Origin of the sequence: Kitasatospora sp. NPDC087271, assembly GCF_044744605.1 — a bacterium.
Lineage (GTDB): Bacteria > Actinomycetota > Actinomycetes > Streptomycetales > Streptomycetaceae > Kitasatospora.
Genome location: NZ_JBIUYQ010000011.1, coordinates 1 through 23538, shown reverse-complemented (window position 1 = coordinate 23538; position 23538 = coordinate 1). Strand labels below are relative to the sequence as shown.

Sequence of the window (23538 nt, the reverse complement as noted above, 5' to 3'; positions counted from 1 at the left end):
GCGGACGTGGCGCCCGCCACGCCCGCCGCGGACGGTCAGCCCCGCCCCAGCCGCCCGGCCAGCTCGACCGCCTCCGCCAGGCTGTCCACCACCGGCACCCCGAGCGGCTCCAGCTTCTCCCGGGTGTGCGAGCCGCCGGTGTAGAGCACCGCGTGCGCACCCGCGCCCAGCGCCGCCCGGGCGTCGTCCGCGGCGTCGCCGATCAGCACCGTACGGGCCGGGTCCACCCGCTCGCCGAGCGCGGCCAGGTGCCGGGCCAGCTGCTCCGCCTTCTGGCCGCCGGACGGGCCGCTGCGGCCGTCCACCCGCAGGAACCGGCCGGTCAGGCCGAAGGCGTCGACCAGCGGCAGCAGCTTCTCGTGCTCGTACATCGACAGCAGCGACTGGCTGTGCCCGGCCTCCCGCCAGCCGTCCATCAGCTCGTGCACGCCGTCCGCCAGCCCGCAGGCCGGGCTCAGCTCCCGGTAGCGGTCGTGGAAGGCCTCGTCCAGCCGGAGCCACTCCTCCTGGGACGGCATCCGGCCGAGCAGCCGCTCGTAGAACCGGGGGATCGGGATCTCGTACTGCTCGCGGTACTCCCGCATGGTCATCGGCCCGACGCCGATGGTCGCGAACGCGGCGTTGCTCGCGCCGAGCACCGCCTCCATGTCGTGGAAGAGCGTGCCGTTCCAGTCCCAAACGATGTGTGTAGCCACGCGCGAAACGGTAGCCCCGACCACCGACACGCCGGTAGGACGGGGCTCACGCACCCTGCTGCTCCGCTCCGGCGCGACCGGCCGTTCAGGCCAGCAACGCGGAGATCTCCTGGGTGGCGAACCAGAGCAGGTCGTGGTCCTCGGCCCCGTCCACGGTGAACTGGGCGTCCTGGTCGCCCGCGTCGGCCGCGGCCACCGCCGCCACCGCCGCCGCGACGTCCTCGACCACCTCGCCGTCGGCGACGTCCGCGTGCACCGCCGCCGCCTTCGCCAGCGGCAGCGGGCCGGCCAGCACCACCCGGCCGAGCGAGGCCTGGTCCTGGTACTCGTCGCCGGGGAACGGCCGGACGGCCGAGTCGGCCACGTCCAGGGCCACCACGACCCGGCGGCGCGGGGCGTCCGGGTCGGCGGCCAGCAGCCGCAGTGAGGACTGCGCGGCCCGGTTCAGCGCCGCGTACTCCAGTTCCTCCAGGTCGTCACTGACGTACCACTCGCGCAGCGCGGGCGTCACGGCGTAGGCCGCGGACTGGTCCAGGACACCACCCGGGTGCGCCGCCGCCAGGCCGTTCAGGGTGGTGGGCACGTACACGCGCATCGGTGGCACTCTCCGGTTCGTCCAGCGGCACAGCTTCCAGCGCCCCAAGAATAAGCGCCGCCGGGCCGGGCGTGATCACCTCGGCCCGACTCAGCGGGCGGCCCGCAGGGCCTCACCGCACGTGCGCAGGGCGCTCTCCAGCACCGCGTCGCGGCGGGCCGGGTCCATCATGTTCGGGCCCATCACGGCCAGGTCGGCCGGCGTCGGCGCGAGCAGCCGAACCCGTACGCCCTCGGCCCGCAGCAGCACGGCCTCGCGCAGCAGCTGCCGGGTGACGGCGCGGCGGTAGCGGCTGACCAGCTGGGCCAGCACGCCGCGCGGGCGGTCCCGGGCGCGCCACTCGCGCAGCGCGGCGAGGGAGCCCGCGAGCCCGCTGGTGCCGGCGACCCCGACGGCACCGGCGTCGGCGTCGGCTCGGTCGGCACGGTCGGCACGAGGGCGCAGCCGCAGGGCCATCGGGGCGAGCACGTACACCTCGTCCAGGCCGCGGCCGAGCAGCAGGTCGGCGTTGGTGGCGGACCAGCAGCCGCCGTCCACGTACGCCGAGCCGTTCAGCCGCACCGGCGCGAACCAGCCGGGGATCGAGCAGGAGGCCATCACCGCGTCGGCGACCGCGACCGCCGGGGCGTCCGGGTCCCCGAAGACCACCCGGCGGCCGCTGCGGTAGTCCACGGCCGCCACCCGCAGCGCAGCGGCCCCGGCGCCGGCCTCGCCGTCGGCGCCCGGCGGCGGCCAGCCGCCCGGGCCGAGCAGACCGCACACCAGCTCGCCGACCGGGGCCAGCGAACCGCGGCCGGGCGGCGCCATCGCCGACACCATGGTCAGCAGCGGGTACTCGCGCGGGTGCCGGACGGCGTCCCGCAGCAGGCCGGGCGAGCCGATGCCCGCCCCGGGGCGGGGCGGCAGCGCGCCGCCGGCGGCCGTGTCGTAGTCGAAGTCCACCCCGGCCAGCGGGCCGTCGGTGATCGGCAGGCCGCGCTGGTGGTCACGCAGTTGCTCGGTGCGGACCCCGCCGGCCAGCATCGCGCCGAGGATCGAGCCCGCCGAGGTGCCGAGCAGCACGTCCGCGCGGCCCGGCCGCCAGCCGGTGGCCTCCTCGACGGCGCAGAGCGCGCCGACCGTCCAGGCCGCGCCGAGCATCCCGCCGCCGCCCAGCACCAGGCCGCGCCGGGGTGCGTCCCCGGTCGGCGGGGCGGTGCCCGCGACTGCCGGAGCCGGAACCGCCGCTACCCGTGTCGTCATCGCGGCCGCCCGTCGTCGTGGGTGCGGTCGTGGCCGCCCGGCCCCGTCCCGCTCCGCGCGGTTCCCGATCAGGCTCCGATGGTGCGCGCCGACGGCCGGGCACCGCAACGGGGGCGGCGATTCGGACCACCCGGTCCGGCGCATCGAACCGTCCTCTTTCGGACCGTACGGCCCGCCCACGCACGTCAATCGGGCACCGTGCGACCGCGCGCCGGGCCCGGCACCGCACTGATCGATTCACTCGGATAGGTGAACTTGCCGGTCACTCCGGGGGCAGCGGCAAAAGCCCTTGCCGCCCGACGCGGCCCACCGCTAGCAAGGACCCGTCCGCACCCGCACCACCGTGTCGAGGAGCCCGCCGTGACCGCACCGCTCACCGCCCGCCCGCACCGCCGGCCGCGCACGACCGCCGCCCACGACCCGGCCGGGCGCCGCCCGCGCCACCCCCGCGCCGCCTGCACCGGCCCGGGCGGCCACGACCCCCGGGCGCTGGCCTCCCGCTTCGCCCACCAGCTGGTCGAGGTGCTCACCGGCGCCCGGCCCTCCGGCCAGCTGATGCGGCACACCAGCCTGGACGGCTACGGGCAGCTCGCCTCCCTGGTCCGGGCCGGCGCGCTGCGCCGCGGCGGCGCCGCCGACCGGCCCCGGCTGGGCCCGGTGCACGACCGGTCGCCCTCGCCCGACGCGGTCGAGGCCTGCGTCCGGGTCGACCTCGGCCGGCGGCACCACATGGTGGCCTTCCGGCTGGAGCAGCGCGGCCAGGCCGGGCAGTGGCAGTGCACCGCCGTGGAGGCCCGATGACCACGGCCGTCACGGCGACCACGGTCGTCACAGCGGCCAGGGCGGCCACAGCGGCCCCCACGACCGCGTGCCGGCCCGGGACGGCACAGGGCGCCGCCCCCGTCCGGGAGCGGCGCCCTGTGCGGCGTCCTGCGGCCTGCTCAGCCCTTGCGGCGGCGGCCCTTGGCCGACTTCGCGGCCTTGCGGCGCTCGGCGCGGGTCAGCCCGTCACCCTCGTCCTCCGGCGCGAGGTCCTCGAAGTCGCCCTCGATGACACCGCCGCCGACCTCGTCCGAGGGGGCCGTGTAGTGCAGCCGCTGCGGCTTCGGGGCCTCCAGGCCCTTGGCCTTGATCTCCGGGCGGGCGGCGTCCTTCTCCAGCTTGTCGAGCAGCACCTCGGCGTCCGCGACCGGGACCTCCTCGACCTGCTGCTCGACCTGGACCTCCAGGTTGAACAGGTAGCCGACGGACTCCTCCTTGATGCCCTCCATCATCGCGGTGAACATGTCGAAGCCCTCGCGCTGGTACTCGATCAGCGGGTCGCGCTGCGCCATGGCCCGCAGGCCGATGCCCTCCTGGAGGTAGTCCATCTCGTAGAGGTGCTCGCGCCAGCGGCGGTCCAGCACCGACAGCACGACCCGGCGCTCCAGCTCACGCATGATCTCGGCGCCGAGCTGGTCCTCGCGGGCGCCGTACTGCGCCTGGATGTCCTCCTGGACGACCTTGACCAGGAACTCGGAGGTCATCCCGGCGGAGCCGCCGGCCTCCTCCTCCAGCTCCTCCAGGTCAAGGGTGAGCGGGTAGAGCTGCTTGAGCGCGGTCCAGAGCTTCTCCAGGTCCCAGTCGTCCTCGAAGCCCTCGCCGGTGGCCGCCTTGACGTAGGCCTCGACGGTGTCGTCCATGAAGTGGCCGACCTGCTCCTGCAGGTCCTCGCCCTCCAGCACGCGGCGGCGCTCGCCGTAGATGACCTCGCGCTGGCGGTTCAGCACCTCGTCGTACTTGAGGACGTTCTTGCGGATCTCGAAGTTCTGCTGCTCGACCTGGGTCTGCGCGGAGGCGATCGCCCGGGTGACCATCTTGGACTCGATCGGCACGTCCTCGGGCACGTTGGCCATCGACAGCACGCGCTCGACCATGCCGGCCTTGAACAGGCGCATCAGGTCGTCGCCCAGCGACAGGTAGAAGCGGGACTCGCCCGGGTCGCCCTGACGGCCGGAGCGGCCGCGCAGCTGGTTGTCGATCCGGCGGGACTCGTGCCGCTCGGTGCCGAGCACGTAGAGGCCGCCGGCCTCCTTGACCTCGTCCTGCTCCGCCTTGACCGAGGCCTTGGCCTTCTCCAGGGCGGCGGGGAACGCGGCCTCGTACTCCTCCGGGGTCTCGGTCGGGGTGAGCCCGCGCTGCGCCAGCTCGGCCGCCGCGAGGTGGTCGGAGTTGCCGCCGAGCATGATGTCGGTACCGCGGCCGGCCATGTTGGTGGCGACGGTCACGGCGCCCTTGCGGCCCGCCTGCGCGACGATCTGCGCCTCGCGCTCGTGGTGCTTGGCGTTCAGCACCTCGTGCGGGATGCCGCGCTTGCGCAGCTCCTGCGAGAGGTACTCGGACTTCTCCACCGACACGGTGCCGACCAGCACCGGCTGGCCCTTCTCGTGCTTCTCGGCGATGTCCTCGACCACGGCGGCGAACTTGGCCGGCTCCGACTTGTAGATCAGGTCGGGCTGGTCGATGCGCAGCGGGTTCTTGTTGGTCGGGATCGGCACCACGCCGAGCTTGTAGATCTGGTGGAACTCGGCGGCCTCGGTGGTGCCGGTACCGGTCATGCCGGCGAGCTTGTCGTACAGGCGGAAGAAGTTCTGCAGGGTGATGGTGGCCAGCGTCTGGTTCTCGTTCTGGACCTCCACCCCCTCCTTCGCCTCGATCGCCTGGTGCATGCCCTCGTTGTAGCGGCGGCCGGCCAGGATGCGGCCGGTGTGCTCGTCGACGATCATGACCTCGCCGTTCATGACGACGTAGTCCTTGTCCGCCCGGTACAGCTCCTTCGCCTTGATGGCGTTGTTCAGGAAGCCGACCAGCGGGGTGTTCACCGACTCGTAGAGGTTGTCGATGCCGAGGTAGTCCTCGACCCGGGTGACGCCCTCCTCCAGGATGCCGACGGTGCGCTTCTTCTCGTCGACCTCGTAGTCGCGGTCGATCTTCAGGCGCAGCACCAGCTTGGCGAAGTCGGCGTACCACTTGGTCGCCTGGTCGGCCGGGCCGGAGATGATCAGCGGGGTGCGGGCCTCGTCGATGAGGATCGAGTCGACCTCGTCGACGACCGCGAAGTTGTGGCCGCGCTGGACGAGTTCGTCCTTCGACCAGGCCATGTTGTCGCGCAGGTAGTCGAAGCCGAACTCGTTGTTCGTGCCGTACGTGATGTCCATCGAGTACTGGTGCTTGCGCTCGGCGGGCGTCATGTTGCCGAGGATCACGCCGACTTCGAGGCCGAGGAAGCGGTGCACCCGGCCCATCCACTCCGAGTCGCGCTCGGCGAGGTAGTCGTTGACGGTGATCAGGTGGACGCCCTTGCCGGTGAGCGCGTTCAGGTACGCGGGCAGGGTGCCGACGAGGGTCTTGCCCTCACCGGTGCGCATCTCCGCGACGTACCCGTGGTGCAGGGCCGCGCCACCCATGAGCTGAACGTCGTAGTGCCGCTGACCGAGCACCCGCTTGGCGGCCTCGCGCACCGTGGCGAACGCCTCGGGGAGGATGTCGTCCAGGGTCTCGCCGTCCGCGAGCCGCTGCTTGTACTCGTCGGTCAGCGCGCGCAGCTCGGCGTCGGTGAGGTTGACGAAGTCCTCTTCGATGGAGTTGACCTGGGCAGCAATCCGCTGCAGCTTGCGAAGGATCTTGCCTTCGCCGGCGCGCAGGATCTTGTCGAAGACGGACACTTGGGCGGGCTCCTTGCCTGTATTGGCACTGGACGACTGCACGGCGGGTTCACCCCACCGCACGGGCCATCGTATGCGAGGAGTCCAATGCCCCGGGAGGTGCGTCAGCACGGTATTCCCGTGTCACCCGCGCGAGCACTTGATCCGATAGCACCGCCCACCGGGACAAACCGGTCAGCGGACCGAGGGGTCGGCTCGATATTCGGATGCCCGAATTCCTCTCTCCACGGAATAATCCGCCCATGGAAGAGCCCCGCACCGTCACCCTCACCACGGACCGCCTCGTCCTGCGGGCCCCGCAGGAGTCGGACATCGACGCCGTCTTCGCCGCCTGCCAGGACGCCGAGATCCAGCGCTGGACGGTCGTCCCGAGCCCTTACCGGCGCGAGGACGCCGAGTACTTCGTCCGCGACCTCGCCGCGCAGGGCTGGCGCACCGGCGAGAACCGGATCTGGTGCGTGTTCGAGCGCGGCTCCGACGTCCTGGTCGGCACCCAGGGCCTCGTGCTGCGCCACGGCGACCCGGGCTCCGCCGAGGTCGGCTGGTGGGCGACGAAGGAGTTCCGCGGCCGCGGGTACACGGTCGAGGCCGCCCGCGCGGTCGCCCGCCACGGCCTGGTCGAGCTCGGTCTGCGCCGCCTGGAGTGGCAGGCCTACGTGGGTAACGAGGGCTCCCGCGCGGTGGCCGAGAAGGTCGGCTACCGCTTCGAGGGCACCATGCGCTCGTACGCCGAGCAGCGCGGCACCTTCCACGACGCCTGGGTCGCCTCGCTGCTCGCCTCGGACCTCCCGGACCTCCCGGACCTCCGCCCCTGACGCCCGCGCCGGCGCCCCCCGACCGGCTGTCGGTGCCCCGGACTACCCTCGCCGACATGACCGCCCTGCCTGCCGCCGGCTCCCCCGCCGGCCCGCCGCCCGTCACCGTCCTGAGCGCCGACGAAGCCCGCCGGATCGCCCTTCGCGCCCAGGGCCTGCTCGGCGCGCCGGACCGCCGGGCCGGGGTGCGCGGGGTGCTGCGGCACCTGGGCGCCGTCCAGCTGGACACCATCTCGGTGCTGGCCCGCTCGCACGAACTGGTGCCGTACGCCCGGCTCGGCGCGGTCGGCCGTCCGGCCGTCGAGCCGGCGTACTGGGGCGCGGGCACGAGCTTCGAGTACTGGTCGCACGCGGCCTGCATCCTGCCGGTCGAGGAGTGGCCGCTGTTCGCGTTCCGGCGCCGCCGCTACCGCGAGCGCGGCCACCTCTGGGGCCACCAGGTGACGCCCGAGACGTACCGGCACGTGCTCGACAAGCTGCGCGCCGAGGGCCCGTTGACCTCCACGGAGCTGGGCGGCGCCAAGAAGACCGCCGAATGGTGGGACTGGTCGGACACCAAGGTCGCGGTGGAGCGGGCGCTGGCCTTCGGCGACGTGGTCTGCACCGAGCGCCGGAGCTGGAAGCGCGTCTACGCGCTGGCCGAACAGGCCATCCCCGAGGCGCTGTTCGGGCAGGACCGCACCGACCGGGAGTGCGTGCGCACCCTGGTCGCCCAGGCCGGGGCCGCGCTCGGCGTGGCCACCCGGGCCGACCTGCTGGACTACCACCGGCTGCGCGCCGAGGAGCTGGACCCGGTCCTCGCGGACTGCGGGCTCGTCCCGGTCGAGGTGGCCGGCTGGGGCCCGGGCGGCGGCTCGGCGGCGGCCTGGGCCGACCCGGCCGCACTGGCCACCACCCCGCGCGGGCGCCACCGCACCACGCTGCTCTCGCCGTTCGACTCGCTGATCTGGGACCGCGCACGCACCGAGCGGATCTTCGGCATGACGCACCGGCTGGAGGCCTACACGCCCAAGCACAAGCGGGTGCACGGCTACTTCGCGATGCCGCTGCTGGCCGGCGGCCGGCTGGTGGGCCGGGTCGACCCGGCCCGGGAGGGGCGCACCCTGGTGGCCCGTCAGGTCTCGCTGGCCGGCGACCGGGGGTACGGCGCCCGGCACGTCGAGGCGCTGGCGGCGGCCCTGCGCGAGGCGGCCGCCTGGGTGGGCTGCGACGGCGTCCGGGTCGAGGCCCTGCCGGACGAACGGCTGCGCCCGGCCCTCGAGAAACTCCTCGCGAGCTAGGGCCGGGGCGCAGCCACGGTCACCCTATTTCGAGGATCTTCTCGCGCATCGCGTACACCACCGCCTCCATCCTGGAGTGCAGTTGGAGCTTCTCCAGGATGTTGCGCACGTGGTTCTTCACGGTGTTCTCGCTGATGAACAGCTCCTTGGCGATCTCCCGGTTGTTCATCCCGGTCGCCACCAGCTTGAGCACCTCCAACTCCCGGTCGGTGAGCCGGGGTGCGGGCACCAGGTCCCGGTCGTCGGAGCGGCGCTGGATCATCGACTTGAACTCGGTGAGCAGCTTGGACGCCATCGACGGGCTGATCTGGGACTGCCCGTCGGCGACCGCGCGGATCGCGGTGGCGACCTCGTCGGTGGAGATCTCCTTCAGCAGGTAGCCGGTGGCGCCCGCCTTGATCGCCTCGTAGAGGTCGGCCTCCTCGTCGCTTATCGTCAACATGATGATCTTGGTGCTGGGTGCCACGTCCTTGATCGCCGTGCAGGCCTCGATCCCGCTGCGGCGCGGCATCCGGACGTCCATCAGGATGATGTCCGGCAGCAGGTCGGCAGCCTTCAGCACGGCCTCGGCGCCGTCGCCGGCCTCGCCGACGACCTTGATGTCCGGCTCCTCCGCGAGCACGATCTCCAGCCCCCGGCGGAACAACGCGTGGTCGTCCACCACCAGTACGCGGATCGGCTCACCCCGGTGCGGCGCGTACGCGGGTTCCTCCTCCGGTCCCGGTGACAGTCCGGTGACCGGCCCCGTAGCGGGCCCCAGCCCGAAGTGATCCCCCATCCGCTCCTCCCCCTTCGCGGGTCGTCGTGCGCCAATCATTCCACGCCGCGCGGCCGTTGCTGTCACCCTCCGACGCCGCCGTTCCGCATCGGGTGACCTCCCGGGCCCGCCCTCGACTCCCGCTCCACCCGCCCTGCCCCGAAACGCCGGTGACCCCGGCGGACTCGGCCGCCGGGGTCACCCCTCCAGGATTGTCTTCGGACGGTCAGTCCTCGTCGTCGCTTTCGCCGATCGCCCCGCCCGCGCCGCCGCCCGCGCCGGCCGACCCGTCGGTCTGCAGGTGGATGACGCCGTAGTGGTAGCCGTGACGGCGGTAGACGACGCTCGGCAGGCCGCTGTCCTTCTCCACGAAGAGGTAGAAGTCGTGGCCGACCAGTTCCATCTCGTACAGCGCCTGGTCCAGCGCCATGGGGGCGGCCGGGTGGGTCTTCTCCCGGACCACCAGCGGGCCTTCGCCCTCCACTTCCAGGGATCCCATCATGGTCTTGCGGACGGCCCCGTTGGTCTCGCCCTCCCGCACCGCCGTGTCCGGCAGCGCGGCCAGCGCCGCGGTCGCCTCGGCGACGCTGATGGGGGTGCGGCCGTTGCCGCCCTTGTGCACTCGGCGCCGGTCCGCGGACTTGCGCAGCTGGGCGTCGAGCTTCGCCGAGGCCAGGTCGAGCGCCGCGTACGGGTCGGCGGCGGCGGCTTCGGCCCGGATCACCGGCCCACGGGTACGGAGAGTGATCTCCACCCGCTCGGACCGGTCGGCCTGCCGCGGGTTGTGCTCCTTGGACACCTCGACGTCGAGGCTGATCACCTTGCCGTCGAACTTCTGGACCTTCTCCAGCTTCTCGGCCACGTGCTCGCGGAACCTCTTGGGCACCTCGGTCTTGCGGCCCTTGACGACGATGTCCACGCAGAACTCCGATCCCTCGTGCTGACGCCGATCCGGGTGCTACCGGACCGGGCTGAGACCCAGCTGGACCAGCCCATCCACTGCCGGCCCCCCGCCCCCGCCGCCAGCGGCGGGAAACGACTGGCCCTCACCTCACTTCCTCCCCACCAGGGACGGTTGAAACCCCTTGGAGCTTTATCGAACACCTCACACGGGGTTTTCGCCTCCCCAGGCGCGGAGTCGGGTATGACCCGATACTGCGGGCGGGCGGTCAAGCTGTTGGACCCTGTCTACCCTCCTGCGAGTGAAGCACGGGTAAATACCTGGACAACACCCCCCGTACGGCGCATCCTTTGCTCACTCTCCGTGCCTGCCGTCGCCAGGAGCAGCCGTGCCACCACCCCCCGCCCCCACCCGTCCGCCGTCCGCCCAAGGGCCGTTCGGCCACGCACTGGCCGGACTGCTGGACGTCCTGGTCCCGGCCCGCTGCGCCGGCTGCGGCGCCGAGCGCACCCAGCTCTGCCCGGCCTGCCGGCACGCGCTGGCCGCCACCCGGCCCGGCCCCACGCTGCTGCCCTGGGCGCACGCCGCCGCCCCGTACGCCGACCCCGTCCGGCAGTTGCTGCTCGCCCACAAGGAGCGCGGCGCGCTGCGGCTGGCGGGCCCGCTCGGCGAGGCGCTCGGCCGGGCCGTCCGCTCCGCCCTGGGGCCGCGTGCCGCTGCCGCGCCGCTGCTGCTGGTCCCGATGCCCTCGGCCCGCTCCGCCGTCCGCGCCCGCGGCCACGACCCGACGCTGCGGCTGGCCGGGGCCGCCGCCCGCTCGCTGCGCCGGTGCGGCCTGGACGCCCGGGCCGAGCCGCTGCTGCGGCACGCCCGCCCGGTCGCCGACCAGGCCGGGCTGAGCGCGGCCGAGCGCCGCCGCAACCTGCACGGCGCGCTCACCGTGCTGCCGCGCGCCCGGCGCGACCTGCTGGGCCGTCAGCCGGTCCTGGTGGACGACCTGGTGACCACCGGCGCCAGCCTCGCCGAGGCGGCCCGGGCACTGGCGGACGCCGGACTGCCCGCCCGGGCGGGCGCCGCGGTCGCCGCCACCGCGCACCGGCCCGGCTGAGGCACCGAGCGGCCCGACGCGGCGTCAGGGATCGGAACGTCAGGGCGTGACCGGCGGGTTCCTAGCCCGCGTAGAAGAAGGACCCGGCCTTGTCGGCCAACTGGACCTCGCGCCACTGACTGCCGATCAGCCGGTAGATCGCGCCTCCGGCCGCCGCGAGCACCGACGGCGCCTGGGCCAGGACGTTGCCCCGGGACTCGGAGGCCGAGACGGTGAGCATGTTCTCGGCCTGCAGCGTGGTGTCGGCGCTCTGCGTGCCGTCGGTGCCGATGTAGTACAGCTGCTTGATCCGGTCGGCCTCCTTGCCGAGCACCAGCAGCTGGTCGGCCTCCGCCCAGGAGACCGAGGCGACGTCGGTGAGCGAGGGGGCCGCCCGGCGCAGGCCGGTGATCCGCGCGGTCGGCGCCTCCGGGGTGCCGCCGTGCACCACCAGGCCGAAGTACAGCGAGCGGCTGGGCACGCCCGCGGTCTTGACCACCAGGGCGGCCCGGGCGCCGTCCGAGGAGATCTTCAGGGCCTGCACGGTCTGCCCGTCCAGCCCCTCGACCGCGACGGGGTACGTCCGGTTGCCGCGGACCATCACCACCCGCGGACCCTGCGGGTTGCGGTCCACCACCCAGAGGTCGCCTCGGCCGTCCCAGCTGGGCGAGGCGAGGCCGTCCTCCTTGTCGGCGGTCTTCACCGGCGAGGTGAGCACCGGGTCGGGCAGCGCCACCGCGCTGTCCGCCAGCGGCACCGAGTAGAGCTGGTGGCCGTCCCCGCTGATCGCGGCGGCCCGGGAGCCGTCCCGGTTGACGGCCATGGTGCCGAGCGGCGCCTTGCCGGCCGGCTGCGGCTTGCCGAGGACGCCGCGCACCGGCTCGCCGTTGCGCTGCTCGTCGGTGACCATCAGGAGGCCGTTGTCGGCGCGCTGGTAGTACTGCTGCGCGGGCAGCGGCCCGGCCAGGGCGCCGGGGCCGGTGGCCGGCAGGTCGTTGCGGCTGGCGAAGCAGTTGCCCCGCTGGCCCTTGAGTTCAAGCCGTTCGACCTGTCCCTTGCCCTGGTCGGCGAGGGTGTAGAAGAGCTGGGTCGCCATCCGCCGGCAGGACACCGGTTCGCTGACGTCCGCCCCGCCGAGCTGCACGTGGGCGATCCGGCCGTCGTCGACGCTCACCCGGTCGACGCTGACGCCGCTCGGGAAGGACGTCCGGGCGACCGGCGCGAGCCAGGTCGAGGGCCCGGCGACCAGGGCCTTGGCGGCGGCGGTCAGCGGGTCTGTCCGGCGCCGCAGGTAGATCGGGTCGGGGATCAGGACCTGCTGGCCGGCGCTCCCGGTGACGGTCGAGGACGGGTCCGGCGTGGTGTAGAAGTACCGGTCGACCTGGCGGTAGCTGTTGTTGAAGTTGGTCTCGTTCATGATCACGCCGGCCGGCAGCTTGTCGATCCGCCACTCGCCGTCCTTCTCCCGGACGAGGGTGAAGTCGGCCGAGACGTCCCGCTGCCCCTCGGCCAGGTACGAGTGCTTCTCGTCGATCCTGGCGATCAGCGACCCGGTCACCGTCGCGGAGACGCTGGTGTCGGTGTCGGCGATCTCCTGGCCGGCCGGGAGGTTCGGGGTGGCGGCGGAGAGCACCTGGATGCCGGCGTCCGGGTTCCAGTGCGCGGAGGCGTTCTCGGTGAGGTACTGGCGCGCGGTCTCGTACCCCTCGTCGGCGGTCACCGCGTCCAGGAACCCGGTCAGCAGGGCGCGCGGCTTGGCGCCCTTGGCCGGTGCCACCGGGTAGACCTTGGCCTGCAGGTTCTTGTCGGCCGCCCCCTGCGACAGCTCCACCCGGGAGATGCCTCCGGAGTCCGGCATGGCCGCGCAGCCGCTCGCCACCAGGGCGCCGAGCACCACGCCGGCCACCGCCGTGAACCGCGGCTCAGTCCTGCTGCTCGTCCTTCGCACGCTGCGACCCCTCCAGGTCCGTCCCGCCCGTCCCATCCGTCACGTCCGGCTCCGCCGTCCGCTGTGCCACCGACGGCCGTCCGGGCGTCGGGTCCACCATCACCTGGGCGCCGGTGGCACCGTACCCGCTCCCCGCCGTCCGGACGTCCGAGGGGTCCGCGCGCGGCCCTTCGGGCAGCCGGCGCTTGCCCAGGTCGGGGCCGATGTTCAGCACCCCGCCGAGCCCGCTGCCGAAGCCGTTGACGGGCCCCTCCGGCGTCTCCGCCTGCTCCTCGGCCGCGGTCATCGCGGTCGCGCCGGGCGGGCTGATCGCCCGCCGGTACGGCACGCCGTAGGTGCCCAGGCCCCGGTTGTTGCGGGAGTCCTCCGGCTCCAGCCGGAACGGCGCCCGGCTGATCTCGCCGCCCCGGGTGCGCGGCAGGGTGAGCCGGAAGTGCGAGCCGCCGCCGGGCTCGCCCCAGGCCTGCAGCCAGCCGCCGTGCAGGTGCGCGTCCTCGACCGCGATGGACAGGCCGAGGCCGGTGCCGCCGGTGGTCCGCACCCGGGACGGGTCGGCCCGCCAGAACCGGTGGAACACCCGGGACGCCTCGCCCGGCTTGAGGCCGATGCCGTAGTCGCGCACGCCGACCGCGACCGCGCCGTCGGCCGAGCCCAGCCGGACCACCACGTCGCGTCCCTCGCCGTGCTCCAGGGCGTTGACCACCAGGTTGCGCAGGATGCGCTCGATCCGGCGGGAGTCCACCTCGGCGACGACCGGCTCGCCGTCGCCGCGGATCACCACCGCACTGCCCTTGGCCTGGGCCAGCGGGTCTGCGGCCTCCACCACCCGGGCGACGATGTCGCGCAGGTCGACCGGCTCGCCGTCCAGGATCGCGGCGCCGGCGTCGAAGCGGCTGATCTCCAGCAGGTCGGCGAGCAGCGACTCGAAGCGGTCCAGCTGGCCCTGCAACAGCTCCGCCGAGCGGGCCGCCATCGGGTCCAGGTCCTCGCGGCTGTCGTAGATGAGGTCCGCGGCCATCCGGACCGTGGTCAGCGGGGTGCGCAGCTCGTGCGAGACGTCCGAGACGAAGCGCCGCTGCACCCGGGACAGCTCCTCCAGCTGGCGGATCTGGGCCTGGAGGGCATTGGCCATCCGGTTGAACGACTCGCCGAGGCGGGCGATGTCATCCGTGCCGGTGACCTTCATCCGCTCTTCCAGGTGCCCGTCGGCGAGCCGCTCGGAGATGCCGGCGGCCATCCGGACCGGGGTGACCACCTGGCGCACCACGACCCAGGCGATGCCGCCCATCAGGATCACCACGAACACGCCGGCGGTCGCCAGGGTGCCGGTGATCAGGTCGAGGGTGTCGGTCTCCTGGCCGAAGGAGAACACGTAGAACATCTGGTAGCTGTTGCCGGCCGGGCCGGTGAACTGCATGCCGAGGGCCAGCCCGGGCTCGGTCCGCTCGTCCGCCCGGTGGATCCGGGCCGGCTGGTCGAACATCTGGCCGGGCTCGGAGTGGACCCTGTCCCGCAGGGTGTCGGGGACGCTGCTGGGCAGGATGTCGCCCGAGAAGCGCGGCGCGAAGCCGTTCTCCGGGACGATGGCGTCGGTGCCGGCGGCCATCGCGATCACCGAGTAGACGGTCTGCCCGCTCGCGGCCAGGTCGTTGACCTGCCGCAGCAGCCAGGTGCCGGTCTCCTCGATGGTGGGGTCGGGCGTGGCGCCGACCCGCAGCCGCTGGTCCTTCGCCTCGTCGATCTTCTTCAGTTCCGCCTGGAACCCGATCCTGGCCTGCTCACGGGCGGCCGCCATCTTGGTGCCGAGCAGGCCGGTGCGCACCTGCGCCATCACGACCACGCCGAGCACCAGGACGACCGCGATGGACGCGAGCAGCGAGACCGCCACCACGCGCAGCTGGATCGACCGGCGGTACAGCGCCGTCACCCGGCGCGCGGGCCGACGCAGCTGACGGGTCAGCAGCGCGAACGCGGCCGCCCGGCGCCGGCGGCGGGTGGTCGAACTCAGCACGGACCCGCGAACCGCGTCGGCCCCGTCGGTCGCGGAACCCGACGGGGCTTCGTCAGCCAGGTGCGTCACGTCAGCTGGGTCCGGCCTTGTAGCCGACGCCACGGACGGTCACCACGATCTCGGGGCGCTCCGGGTCCTTCTCGATCTTGGACCGCAGGCGCTGCACGTGGACGTTGACCAGGCGGGTGTCCGCCGCGTGCCGGTAGCCCCAGACCTGCTCCAGCAGCACCTCACGGGTGAACACCTGCCAGGGCTTGCGGGCCAGCGCGACCAGCAGGTCGAACTCCAGCGGGGTCAGCGGGATGCCCCGGCCGTCCCGCTTCACCGAGTGGCCGGCCACGTCGATCACCAGGTCGCCGATGGTCAGCTGCTCGGGCGTCGGCTCCTCGGCGCGGCGCAGCCGGGCACGCACCCGGGCCACCAGCTCCTTGGGCTTGAACGGCTTGGTGACGTAGTCGTCGGCACCCGACTCCAGGCCCACCACGACGTCGACCGTGTCGGTCTTCGCGGTCAGCATGACGATCGGAATGCCGGACTCCGCCCGGATCTGCCGGCAGACGTCGATACCGTCCCGACCGGGCAGCATCAGGTCGAGCAGGACCAGGTCGGGCTTGGTCTCCCGGAACGCAGCTAGCGCCCTGTCCCCATCCGCGACGAAAAACGGCTCAAAACCCTCACCACGCAGCACGATACCGAGCATCTCGGCCAGTGCGGAGTCGTCATCAACGACGAGGACGCGTCCCTTCATGCGTCCATCCTCTCATTACCGGATTGTGACCTGCCGCACAGCAGTGCCAATGCTCCACAACGGCCAACTCCCCCCACCGGTTAATTCCGGCCATACCGGGCGAATGTGCCCGGCCGGAACGTCTTCGAACGGCCCGCGGCCCACCGCCCGACCACCGGAAGGCCCCCGTTTCCGATCAGCGGCCGGATACCCATGGGGCCTCCCCAGCCCCCATGGCACGATGGGCGCTGCGCGCGGGCGAAAGATCCGCCCGGAACCGCGCCCGTGACGCCCCTCCGAGGAGCAGTGATGACCGACACTCCGGGCTGGGCCTCGCCCGGCTCGCCCGAGCCGCCCCGCGACGACGCCCGGCCCCCGGCCGACGCGCCCGCCGCCGTGCCCGGGCCGTCGGCACCACCGCAGGGCGCCCCCGCCCCGGCCCCCGGCTGGAGCGGTCAACAGACCCGGCCCGACTGGAGCCGGCCCGCACCGGGCGGCCACCACCCCTACGGCTGGGGCGCTCCGCAGAGCCCCAAGCCCGGCGTCATCCCGCTGCGCCCGCTCGGACTCGGCGAACTCCTCGACGGCTCCGTCGCCACCATCCGCAAGCACTGGCGGACGACCCTCGCCCTCTCCCTCGGCATCGCCGTCGTCGAGCAGGCCGGCAACGTCGCCGCCCAGCTGCTGGTCAAGGGCAAGACCGGCCCCGCCACCCAGGTGACGACCATGCTGGCCTCGATGCCGCTGACGGTGCTGCTCGGCGTGGTCGCCACCGCGCTGCTCACCATGGTCGTCAGCCGCGCCGTCCTCGGGCAGTCCGCGAACGCCGGGGACGCCTGGCGCGACGCCCGCCGCCGGCTGCCGCAGCTGCTCGGGCTGACCCTGCTCACCGGCCTGATGTCCGGCGGTGTGGTGCTGCTCGGCTTCAGCCCCTGGTACTTCTACGCCTCCGGCTCGGCGGGCGCCCCCGAGACGGAGGCCCTGCTGTTCCTCGTCGGCATCCTGACCATCCCGGTCGGGTTCTGGCTGTGGATCCGGTTCAGCCTGGCCGCCCCCGCCCTGATGCTGGAGAAGCAGGGCGTGCGGACCGCGCTGTCCCGCTCCCGGCGGCTGACCCTCGGCTCCTGGTGGCGCATCTTCGGCATCTCGCTGCTCGGCGAGGTGCTGACCTTCATCGTCGCCATGGTCATCGCGATCCCGTTCCGCTTCGCCGGACTCGTCCTCGGCTTCAGCGACCTCGACCGCCAGGTCGACCTCAGCTCGGCCCACGAGCCCACCGCGATGCTGATCACCACCGCGATCGCCGGCATCATCGCCGCCACCCTCACCATCCCCTTCCGGGCCGCCCTCGGCGTCCTCATCTACGTCGACCAGCGGATCCGCCGCGAGGCCCTGGACATCGAACTCGCCCGCGCCGCCGGCCTCGCCGAGTCCGGCGCCACCGGCCGGGGCGACCAGGCCGGCCGACCCCCCGCGAGGCGCTGACCCGGATGCCTACCTGGGGGGACAGGCTCCTCGTCGCGGGCGGCGCCCCGGTCACCGTCCCGCGTGACCCGGCCCGCGACGCCGCCCGCGACGAGCTGCTCAACGCCGAGTACCACAAGCACGACCCGAGCGTCCTGGAACGGGTCATGACCTGGCTCAACGACCACATCACCGACGCGCTCGACAGCATCTCCGGCAACGGCACCAGCGGCACCACCGGCCTGGTGCTCTTCCTGATCGTCGCCCTGCTGATCGGTGCCGCCCTCTGGTGGCGCCTCGGCGCGCCACGGCGCGCGGCCCGCACCGTCCTCGACGTCTACGGCGTCGAAGGACCGCGCGGCGCCGGCCAGTACCGGGCCGACGCCGAACGGCACGCCGCCGCCGGGCACTGGAACGAAGCCGTCCGCGCGCAGATGCGAGCCCTGGTCCGGGCCCTGGAGGAACGCACCCTGCTCGACGTCCGCCCCGGCCGCACCGCCGACGAGGCCGCCACCGAGGCCGGCCGGGCCCTGCCCGACCACGCCGCCGCCCTGGCCACCGCCGCCCGCACCTTCGACGACATCGCCTACGGCGAGCGCACCGCCGACCAGGCCGCGTACCAGCTGCTGCGCGAGCTCGACCGGACCCTGGAACGCGCCCGCCCGGCCCTGGGAGGAGCGGCATGACCAGCACCGCCCCCGCGCCGCCCGCGCCGCAGCCGCCCGCCACTCCTGCCCCCGGCGGGCCGGCCACGACCAGCCTCGCCCCCACCCGCCGGGGCCTCTGGCGCCGGGCCCGCTGGTACCTGCTCGTCCTCGCCGTCCTGCTGATCGGCGCCACCGCCGTGGCCGCCCTCGGCCAGGACCGCCGCTACCCGCCGCTCGACCCGCGCTCCTACGACCAGGACGGCAGCCACGCCGTCCTCGCGCTGCTCGAACGCCAGGGCCTCAAGACCGACCTCACCACCGACCTCACCGGCCACCCGGGCGGCGCCGACACCCTCGTCCTGCCCGAGCCCGACCTGCTCGGCCCCGCCGAACTGCGCGCCGTCGCCGCAGCCCGGCACAGCCGGCTCGTCCTCGTCGCCCCCGGCCCGGCCGCGCTCAGCGCCCTGGCCCCCGGCATCCGCCCCTCCGACGAGGACGGCGGGCCCTCCTACGCCTCCGTCCGCAGCACCGCCGCACAGTGCCCGCTCACCGAGGCCGTGCGGGCCGGTAGCGCCGAGATCGGCGGAATGCTCTACACCAGCGGCAGCCGCGGCGCCGGCTGCTACCCGCGCGGCCACGGCTACCCGCTGGTCAGCGCCCCGACCGCCGGCGGCGACGTCATCGTGCTCGGCACCGGCGACTTCCTGCACAACGAGCAGCTCGCCAAGGACGGCAACGCCGCCCTCGCCCTCGGCCTGCTCGGCTCCCAGCCCCGCCTCACCTGGCACCTGCCCGACTACAGCGCCCCGCTCGCCCAGGGCACCCGGGACAAGACCTTCGGCGACTACATCCCGGACGGCTGGCGCTGGGCCGGCTACCAGCTCGCCGTCGCCGCCGTCCTGACCGCCCTCTGGCGCGGCCGCCGACTCGGCCCCGTGATCAGCGAGAACCTGCCCGTGGTGGTCCGCGCCGCCGAGACCACCGAGGGCCGCGCCCGGCTCTACCGCCGCGCCAAGGCCCGCGGCCGCGCCGCCGAGGCCCTGCGCCGGGCCGCCGCGCACCGCCTCGCCCCGGCCCTGGGCGTCCCGCTCCACGCCGGCGCGCCCGACCCCGACACCCTCTGCGCGGCCGTGGCCGACCGCCTCCCCGAGCAGCCCGCCGGCGACGTCCGGGCCCTCCTCTTCGGCCCGCCCCCGACCGACGACACCGCACTGCTGCGGCTCGCCGACGACCTCGACGCCCTCGAAAGGCAGGTACGGAACCCGTGACCGAACAGGCCACCGCCACCCCGTCCAGCACCCCCGGCGCGGCGGCTGCCACCCCGGGCACCCCCGACACCGCCGCCGACCCGCGCGCCGCACTCACCGCCCTGCGCGCCGAGATCGGCAAGGCCGTGGTCGGCCAGGACGCCGCCGTCACCGGCCTCGTCGTCGCCCTGCTCTGCGGCGGTCACGTCCTGCTGGAGGGCGTCCCCGGCGTCGCCAAGACCCTGCTGGTCCGCACCCTGTCCACCGCGCTCAACCTGGACACCAAGCGCATCCAGTTCACCCCCGACCTGATGCCCGGCGACGTCACCGGCTCCCTCGTCTACGACGCCCGGACCGCCGAGTTCTCCTTCCAGCCCGGCCCGGTCTTCACCAACCTGCTGCTCGCCGACGAGATCAACCGCACCCCGCCGAAGACCCAGGCCGCCCTGCTGGAGGCCATGGAGGAGCACCAGGTCACGGTCGACGGCGTGCCGCGCGCGCTGCCCGTCCCGTTCCTGGTCGCCGCGACCCAGAACCCGGTCGAGTACGAGGGCACCTACCCGCTGCCCGAGGCCCAGCTGGACCGCTTCCTGCTCAAGCTGGTCCTGCCGCTGCCCGACCGGGACCAGGAGTTCCAGGTCCTGTCCCGGCACGCCGCCGGCTTCGACCCCCGCGACCTCGCCGCCGCCGGCGTCCGCCCGGTCGCCGGGCCCGCGCACCTCGCCGCCGCCCGCGAGCAGATCGCCAAGCTGACCGTCTCCCCCGAGATCCTCGCGTACATCGTCGACCTCTGCCGGGCCACCCGGCAGTCCCCGTCGCTGTCCATCGGCGTCTCGCCGCGCGGTGCCACCGCCCTGCTGGCCGCCTCGCGTGCCTGGGCCTGGCTCGCCGGCCGCGACTACGTCACCCCCGACGACGTCAAGGCCCTGGCCCTGCCCACCCTGCGGCACCGCGTCGCGCTGCGCGCCGAGGCCGAGATGGAGGGCGTCACCGCCGACTCCGTCATCCAGGCCGTGCTCGCCCAGACGCCTGCCCCCCGCTGAACCGCCCGTTCCCGAAGGAGCGCACCGCATGGCCCTCACCGGGCGAACCGCCCTGCTCGCCGCGCTCGGCACGCTCGTCGTGGGCCTGTTGCTGCCGTCCTGGGCCGGGATCGGCCTCGTCACCGGTGCCGTGCTGCTCGCCGCCGTGATCGACCTGGCGCTCGCCGCCCCCGTCCGCAGTCTGGAACTCGGCCGGGGCGGCGACACCACCGTCCGGCTCGGCGAACCCGCCTCCGTCGAACTGACCGTCACCAACCCCTCCGGACGGCCCCTCCGGGCCCGGATCCGCGACGCCTGGGCCCCCTCCGCCTGGCGGCCGGGCACCGCCGAGGCCGCCTCCCGGCACACCCTGCACGTCCCCGCCGGCGAGCGGCGCCGGGCCGTCACCGTGCTCACCCCGACCCGCCGCGGCGACCACCACGCCCGGCGGGTGACGGTCCGTTCGCTCGGGCCGCTCGGCCTGGCCGGCCGTCAAGGCTCGCACCACCTGCCCTGGACGGTCCGCGCCCTGCCCCCGTTCAACAGCCGCAAGCACCTGCCCTCCCGGCTCGCGCGGCTACGCGAACTCGACGGCCGCACCTCGGTCCTGACCCGCGGCCAGGGCACCGAGTTCGACTCCCTGCGCGAGTACCTGCCCGGCGACGACGTCCGCTCCATCGACTGGCGGGCCAGCGCCCGCCGCAACACCGTCGCCGTCCGCACCTGGCGCCCCGAACGCGACCGGCACATCCTCGTCGTCCTCGACACCGGCCGCACCTCCGCCGGCCGGGTCGGCGACGCGCCCCGCCTCGACGCCGCCCTCGACGCCGCCCTGCTGCTCACCGCCCTCGCCACCCGCGCCGGCGACCGGGTCGACCTGCTCGCCCACGACGCCCGCAAGCGCGCCGCGGTCGCCGGCAGCTCGCCCAGCGAGATCCTGCCGGCCTTCACCAACGCGATGGCCTCCCTCCAACCGGCCCTGCACGAGACCGACATGCGCTCGCTGGTATCCACCGCCCTCAAGATGGCACCGCACCGCTCGCTGATCGTCCTGCTCACCGGCCTCGACACGGCCCCGGTCGAAGACGGCCTGCGCCCGCTGCTGCCGCTGCTCACCAAGCGCCACGAGGTGGTCCTGGCCTGCGTCGCCGACCCCCACCTGGACGCCCTCGCCGCCGGCCGCGGCACCCTGGAAGCCGTCTACGGCGCCGCCGCCGCCGAACAGACCCGCGCCGACCGCCGCGCCACCGCCGACCTCCTCACCCGCCACGGCGTCACCGTCCTCGACGCCTCCCCCGCCCAGCTCGCCCCCGCCCTCGCCGACACCTACCTCGCGCTCAAGGCCGCCGGCCGCCTCTGAGCCTCGCCCGTACGGGCGGTCCCGCCTCTTGGTCCCGTTCCTTGGTCCCGTCGTACGGTCGCGTTCCTTGGTCGCGTTCCTTGGTCGCGTTCCTTGGTCACGTTCCTTGGTCACGTCGTACGGTCCCGTCCCTTCAACGGGCAGTCCGTGGTGACGCCGCGCCACCTGCCTGGTCCGTCAGCGAGGCCGACGGGCGTTCAGCCGGGCGGCCTGGCGCACGAGGTGGTCGCGCTCGGCGAGGTTGGGGGCCTGGTGGGCCGCCTCGGCATACAGCCGGGCCGCCGTCTCCAAGTCACCGTCGCGCTCGTGGAGGTACGCCGCCACCGCCGTGTGGCGGGGCAGCGAACCGTCCAGCTCCCCGAGCGCCGCCAGCCCGGCGCGCGGCCCGTCGGCCTCACCGACGGCCACCGCGCGGTTGAGCCGGACGACCGGGCTCTCGGTCAGGCGGGCGAGCTCGTCGTACCACTCGACGATCTGCACCCAGTCGGTCTCCTCCGCGGTGGGCGCGTCGGCATGGAGGGCCGCGATGGCGGCCTGGGCCTGGAACTCGCCCAGCCGGTCGCGGCCCAGGGCCGCTTGCAGGATCCCGACGCCCTCGACGATCAACCCGGTGTCCCACCGGCCACGGTCCTGCTCGGCGAGCGGCACCAGGCTCCCGTCGGACGCGGTCCGGGTCCCGCGCCGGGCATGGTGGAGCAGCATCAGGGCGAGCAGCCCCGCCACCTCGGGGTGGTCGATCACCTCCGCGAGCTGCCGGGTCAGCCGGATGGCCTCGGCGGCGAGGTCGACGTCCCCGGAGTAGCCCTCGTTGAAGACCAGGTAGAGGACGCGCAGCACGGTGGCGACATCGCCGGGCCGGTCGAACCGCACCCCCGAGACGGTCCGCTTGGCCCGGCTGATGCGCTGCGCCATCGTCGCCTCGGGCACCAGGTAGGCCTGGGCGATCTGGCGGGTGGTCAGCCCGCCCACGGCGCGCAACGTGAGCGCGACCGCCGACGACGGCGTCAACGACGGGTGCGCGCACAGGAAGTAGAGCTGGAGCGTGTCGTCCACCGCGGACGCGGGCCCCGGCTCCGGTTCCCCGTCGACCCGGTCCTCGCGTCGGCGGCGGGCCGCGTCCGCCCGGGCCGCGTCGAGGAACCGGCGCCAGGCCACGGTGACCAGCCAGCCCTTGGGGTCCCGCGGCGGATCGGCCGGCCAGACGCGGACCGCCTCGACCAGCGCGTCCTGCACGGCATCCTCGGCCGCCGCGAAGTCGGCTCCGCGGCGGACGAGGATACCGAGCACGCTCGGCGCGAGGCTCCGGAGCAGGACTCCGTCCACCGGCGAGGTCACTCGGTGACGGTGGGCGGCGCGGCCAGGAACGGACGCAGCTCCAGCCACTCGTGGATCGGCCGCCCGCCCGCCCCGGGAGCGGCCGACAGTTCCCCGGCCAGCTCGACGGCGCGCTCGTAGCTGTCGACGTCGATCACCATCCAGCCGGCGATCAAGTCCTTGGTCTCGGCGAACGGGCCGTCGGTCACCGGCGGGCGCCCCTCGCCGTCGTACCGGACGAACGTCCCCTCGGGAGCGAGCGCCTGGCCGTCGACGAACTCGCCGGTCTTCTCCAACCGGTCCGCGAAGTCCTGCATGTACCGCACGTGCGCCGAGATCTCCTCGGGCGTCCATCGGTCCATGGGCACGTTGTTGACCGGAGCCGGGGCGCCTCGGTAGTGCTTGAGCAGCAGGTACTTGGCCATGATGTTCTCCTCGGTGCTGGTGCGACCCATTGTGGCCGCGCTCACCCCGGGGACGGAGCCAGCCACGGGTTCTCGACATAGCCGGCCGAACTTTTTTGAACTTTCGTGGGGACTCTCGTGGGAGCCCTGGTGAGGTGCTCCTGTGAGCCGGAAACGCAGAGAACCCCCATCCGGTTTCCCGGATGGGGGTTCTCTGTGAATGATTGTTCGGCGGCGTCCTACTCTCCCACAGGGTCCCCCCTGCAGTACCATCGGCGCTGTAAGGCTTAGCTTCCGGGTTCGGAATGTAACCGGGCG

20 protein-coding genes and 1 rRNA gene are annotated in these 23538 nt (G+C 73.9%); 9 read left to right on the top strand and 12 right to left on the bottom strand.

Going from position 1 to position 23538, the window contains the following annotated elements; translation table 11 throughout:
* Positions 1-35 precede the first annotated feature (35 nt).
* The 3 genes from ACIO9K_RS19750 to ACIO9K_RS19740 all read right to left on the bottom strand — a co-directional run bounded on the left by ACIO9K_RS19750 (position 36) and on the right by ACIO9K_RS19740 (position 2532).
* Positions 36-695 carry an HAD family hydrolase gene (locus ACIO9K_RS19750; RefSeq protein WP_400331422.1) on the bottom strand — a complete coding sequence of 220 codons (660 nt, stop codon included), beginning with the start codon at positions 693-695 and terminating at the stop codon, positions 36-38.
* A gap of 85 nt (positions 696-780) precedes the next feature.
* Entirely contained in the window at positions 781-1290 is a 510-nt protein-coding gene (locus ACIO9K_RS19745) for a DUF6912 family protein (RefSeq protein WP_400331419.1), read from the bottom strand.
* A gap of 90 nt (positions 1291-1380) precedes the next feature.
* Positions 1381-2532, bottom strand: a complete 1152-nt coding sequence (locus ACIO9K_RS19740) for a patatin-like phospholipase family protein (protein ID WP_400331416.1) — start codon at positions 2530-2532, stop codon at positions 1381-1383.
* Positions 2533-2892: 360 nt separating this feature from the next.
* Here ACIO9K_RS19740 and ACIO9K_RS19735 point away from each other — a divergent pair, with 360 nt between their 5' ends.
* Positions 2893-3333, top strand: coding sequence for an Rv3235 family protein (locus ACIO9K_RS19735; RefSeq protein WP_063349159.1), 441 nt, complete (start codon positions 2893-2895; stop codon positions 3331-3333).
* A 140-nt stretch (positions 3334-3473) separates the two neighbouring features.
* On the opposite strand, the gene secA is transcribed toward ACIO9K_RS19735, so the two are convergent.
* A complete protein-coding gene (gene secA / locus ACIO9K_RS19730) occupies positions 3474-6236 on the bottom strand; it encodes a preprotein translocase subunit SecA (protein ID WP_363587342.1) in 2763 nt (920 codons plus the stop codon).
* Between the two features lie 242 nt (positions 6237-6478).
* Between secA and ACIO9K_RS19725 the strand changes: the two genes are divergently transcribed.
* A complete protein-coding gene (locus ACIO9K_RS19725) occupies positions 6479-7051 on the top strand; it encodes a GNAT family N-acetyltransferase (protein WP_400331412.1) in 573 nt (190 codons plus the stop codon).
* A gap of 56 nt (positions 7052-7107) precedes the next feature.
* Positions 7108-8331 (top strand): winged helix-turn-helix domain-containing protein, encoded by a 1224-nt coding sequence (locus ACIO9K_RS19720; RefSeq protein ID WP_400331409.1) that lies wholly within the window; start codon positions 7108-7110, stop codon positions 8329-8331.
* Between the two features lie 19 nt (positions 8332-8350).
* Here ACIO9K_RS19720 and ACIO9K_RS19715 read toward each other — a convergent pair whose 3' ends face one another.
* Both ACIO9K_RS19715 and hpf read right to left on the bottom strand, forming a co-directional pair.
* Positions 8351-9109: a response regulator transcription factor gene (locus ACIO9K_RS19715; protein WP_079135841.1), complete on the bottom strand. Its 759-nt coding sequence runs from the start codon at positions 9107-9109 to the stop codon at positions 8351-8353.
* A gap of 205 nt (positions 9110-9314) precedes the next feature.
* A complete protein-coding gene (gene hpf, locus ACIO9K_RS19710; protein WP_363587336.1) occupies positions 9315-10007 on the bottom strand; it encodes a ribosome hibernation-promoting factor, HPF/YfiA family in 693 nt (230 codons plus the stop codon).
* Between the two features lie 370 nt (positions 10008-10377).
* Here hpf and ACIO9K_RS19705 point away from each other — a divergent pair, with 370 nt between their 5' ends.
* Positions 10378-11097 (top strand): ComF family protein, encoded by a 720-nt coding sequence (locus ACIO9K_RS19705; RefSeq protein WP_400331404.1) that lies wholly within the window; start codon positions 10378-10380, stop codon positions 11095-11097.
* A gap of 61 nt (positions 11098-11158) precedes the next feature.
* Here ACIO9K_RS19705 and ACIO9K_RS19700 read toward each other — a convergent pair whose 3' ends face one another.
* The 3 genes from ACIO9K_RS19700 to mtrA form a co-directional block, all read right to left on the bottom strand.
* On the bottom strand, positions 11159-13024 hold the full coding sequence (locus ACIO9K_RS19700) for an LpqB family beta-propeller domain-containing protein (protein ID WP_363620149.1): 1866 nt from the start codon (positions 13022-13024) through the stop codon (positions 11159-11161).
* On the bottom strand, positions 12999-15035 hold the full coding sequence (mtrB, locus tag ACIO9K_RS19695; RefSeq protein ID WP_400331400.1) for an MtrAB system histidine kinase MtrB: 2037 nt from the start codon (positions 15033-15035) through the stop codon (positions 12999-13001). The genes ACIO9K_RS19700 and mtrB overlap by 26 nt, the downstream gene beginning before the upstream one ends.
* Positions 15036-15105: 70 nt before the next feature.
* Entirely contained in the window at positions 15106-15783 is a 678-nt protein-coding gene (gene mtrA, locus ACIO9K_RS19690) for an MtrAB system response regulator MtrA (protein WP_030247322.1), read from the bottom strand.
* Between the two features lie 288 nt (positions 15784-16071).
* Here mtrA and ACIO9K_RS19685 point away from each other — a divergent pair, with 288 nt between their 5' ends.
* The 5 genes from ACIO9K_RS19685 (at position 16072) to ACIO9K_RS19665 (ending at position 21502) form a co-directional block, all read left to right on the top strand.
* Positions 16072-17247: a hypothetical protein gene (locus tag ACIO9K_RS19685; RefSeq protein WP_363620151.1), complete on the top strand. Its 1176-nt coding sequence runs from the start codon at positions 16072-16074 to the stop codon at positions 17245-17247.
* Between the two features lie 5 nt (positions 17248-17252).
* Positions 17253-17912, top strand: a complete 660-nt coding sequence (locus ACIO9K_RS19680; RefSeq protein ID WP_400331396.1) for a DUF4129 domain-containing protein — start codon at positions 17253-17255, stop codon at positions 17910-17912.
* Positions 17909-19141 (top strand): DUF4350 domain-containing protein, encoded by a 1233-nt coding sequence (locus ACIO9K_RS19675; protein ID WP_400331393.1) that lies wholly within the window; start codon positions 17909-17911, stop codon positions 19139-19141. The genes ACIO9K_RS19680 and ACIO9K_RS19675 overlap by 4 nt, the downstream gene beginning before the upstream one ends.
* A 101-nt stretch (positions 19142-19242) precedes the next feature.
* A complete protein-coding gene (locus ACIO9K_RS19670; RefSeq protein WP_363587370.1) occupies positions 19243-20163 on the top strand; it encodes a MoxR family ATPase in 921 nt (306 codons plus the stop codon).
* A gap of 28 nt (positions 20164-20191) precedes the next feature.
* Positions 20192-21502, top strand: a complete 1311-nt coding sequence (locus tag ACIO9K_RS19665) for a DUF58 domain-containing protein (RefSeq protein WP_363620157.1) — start codon at positions 20192-20194, stop codon at positions 21500-21502.
* 177 nt (positions 21503-21679) lie between these two features.
* On the opposite strand, the gene ACIO9K_RS19660 is transcribed toward ACIO9K_RS19665, so the two are convergent.
* The 3 genes from ACIO9K_RS19660 to rrf form a co-directional block, all read right to left on the bottom strand.
* Positions 21680-22825, bottom strand: coding sequence for an RNA polymerase sigma factor (locus ACIO9K_RS19660; RefSeq protein WP_400331732.1), 1146 nt, complete (start codon positions 22823-22825; stop codon positions 21680-21682).
* Between the two features lie 8 nt (positions 22826-22833).
* Positions 22834-23241: a YciI family protein gene (locus ACIO9K_RS19655; protein ID WP_063351357.1), complete on the bottom strand. Its 408-nt coding sequence runs from the start codon at positions 23239-23241 to the stop codon at positions 22834-22836.
* A gap of 205 nt (positions 23242-23446) precedes the next feature.
* Positions 23447-23538, bottom strand: a 5S ribosomal RNA gene (gene rrf, locus ACIO9K_RS19650); the annotation flags it as partial.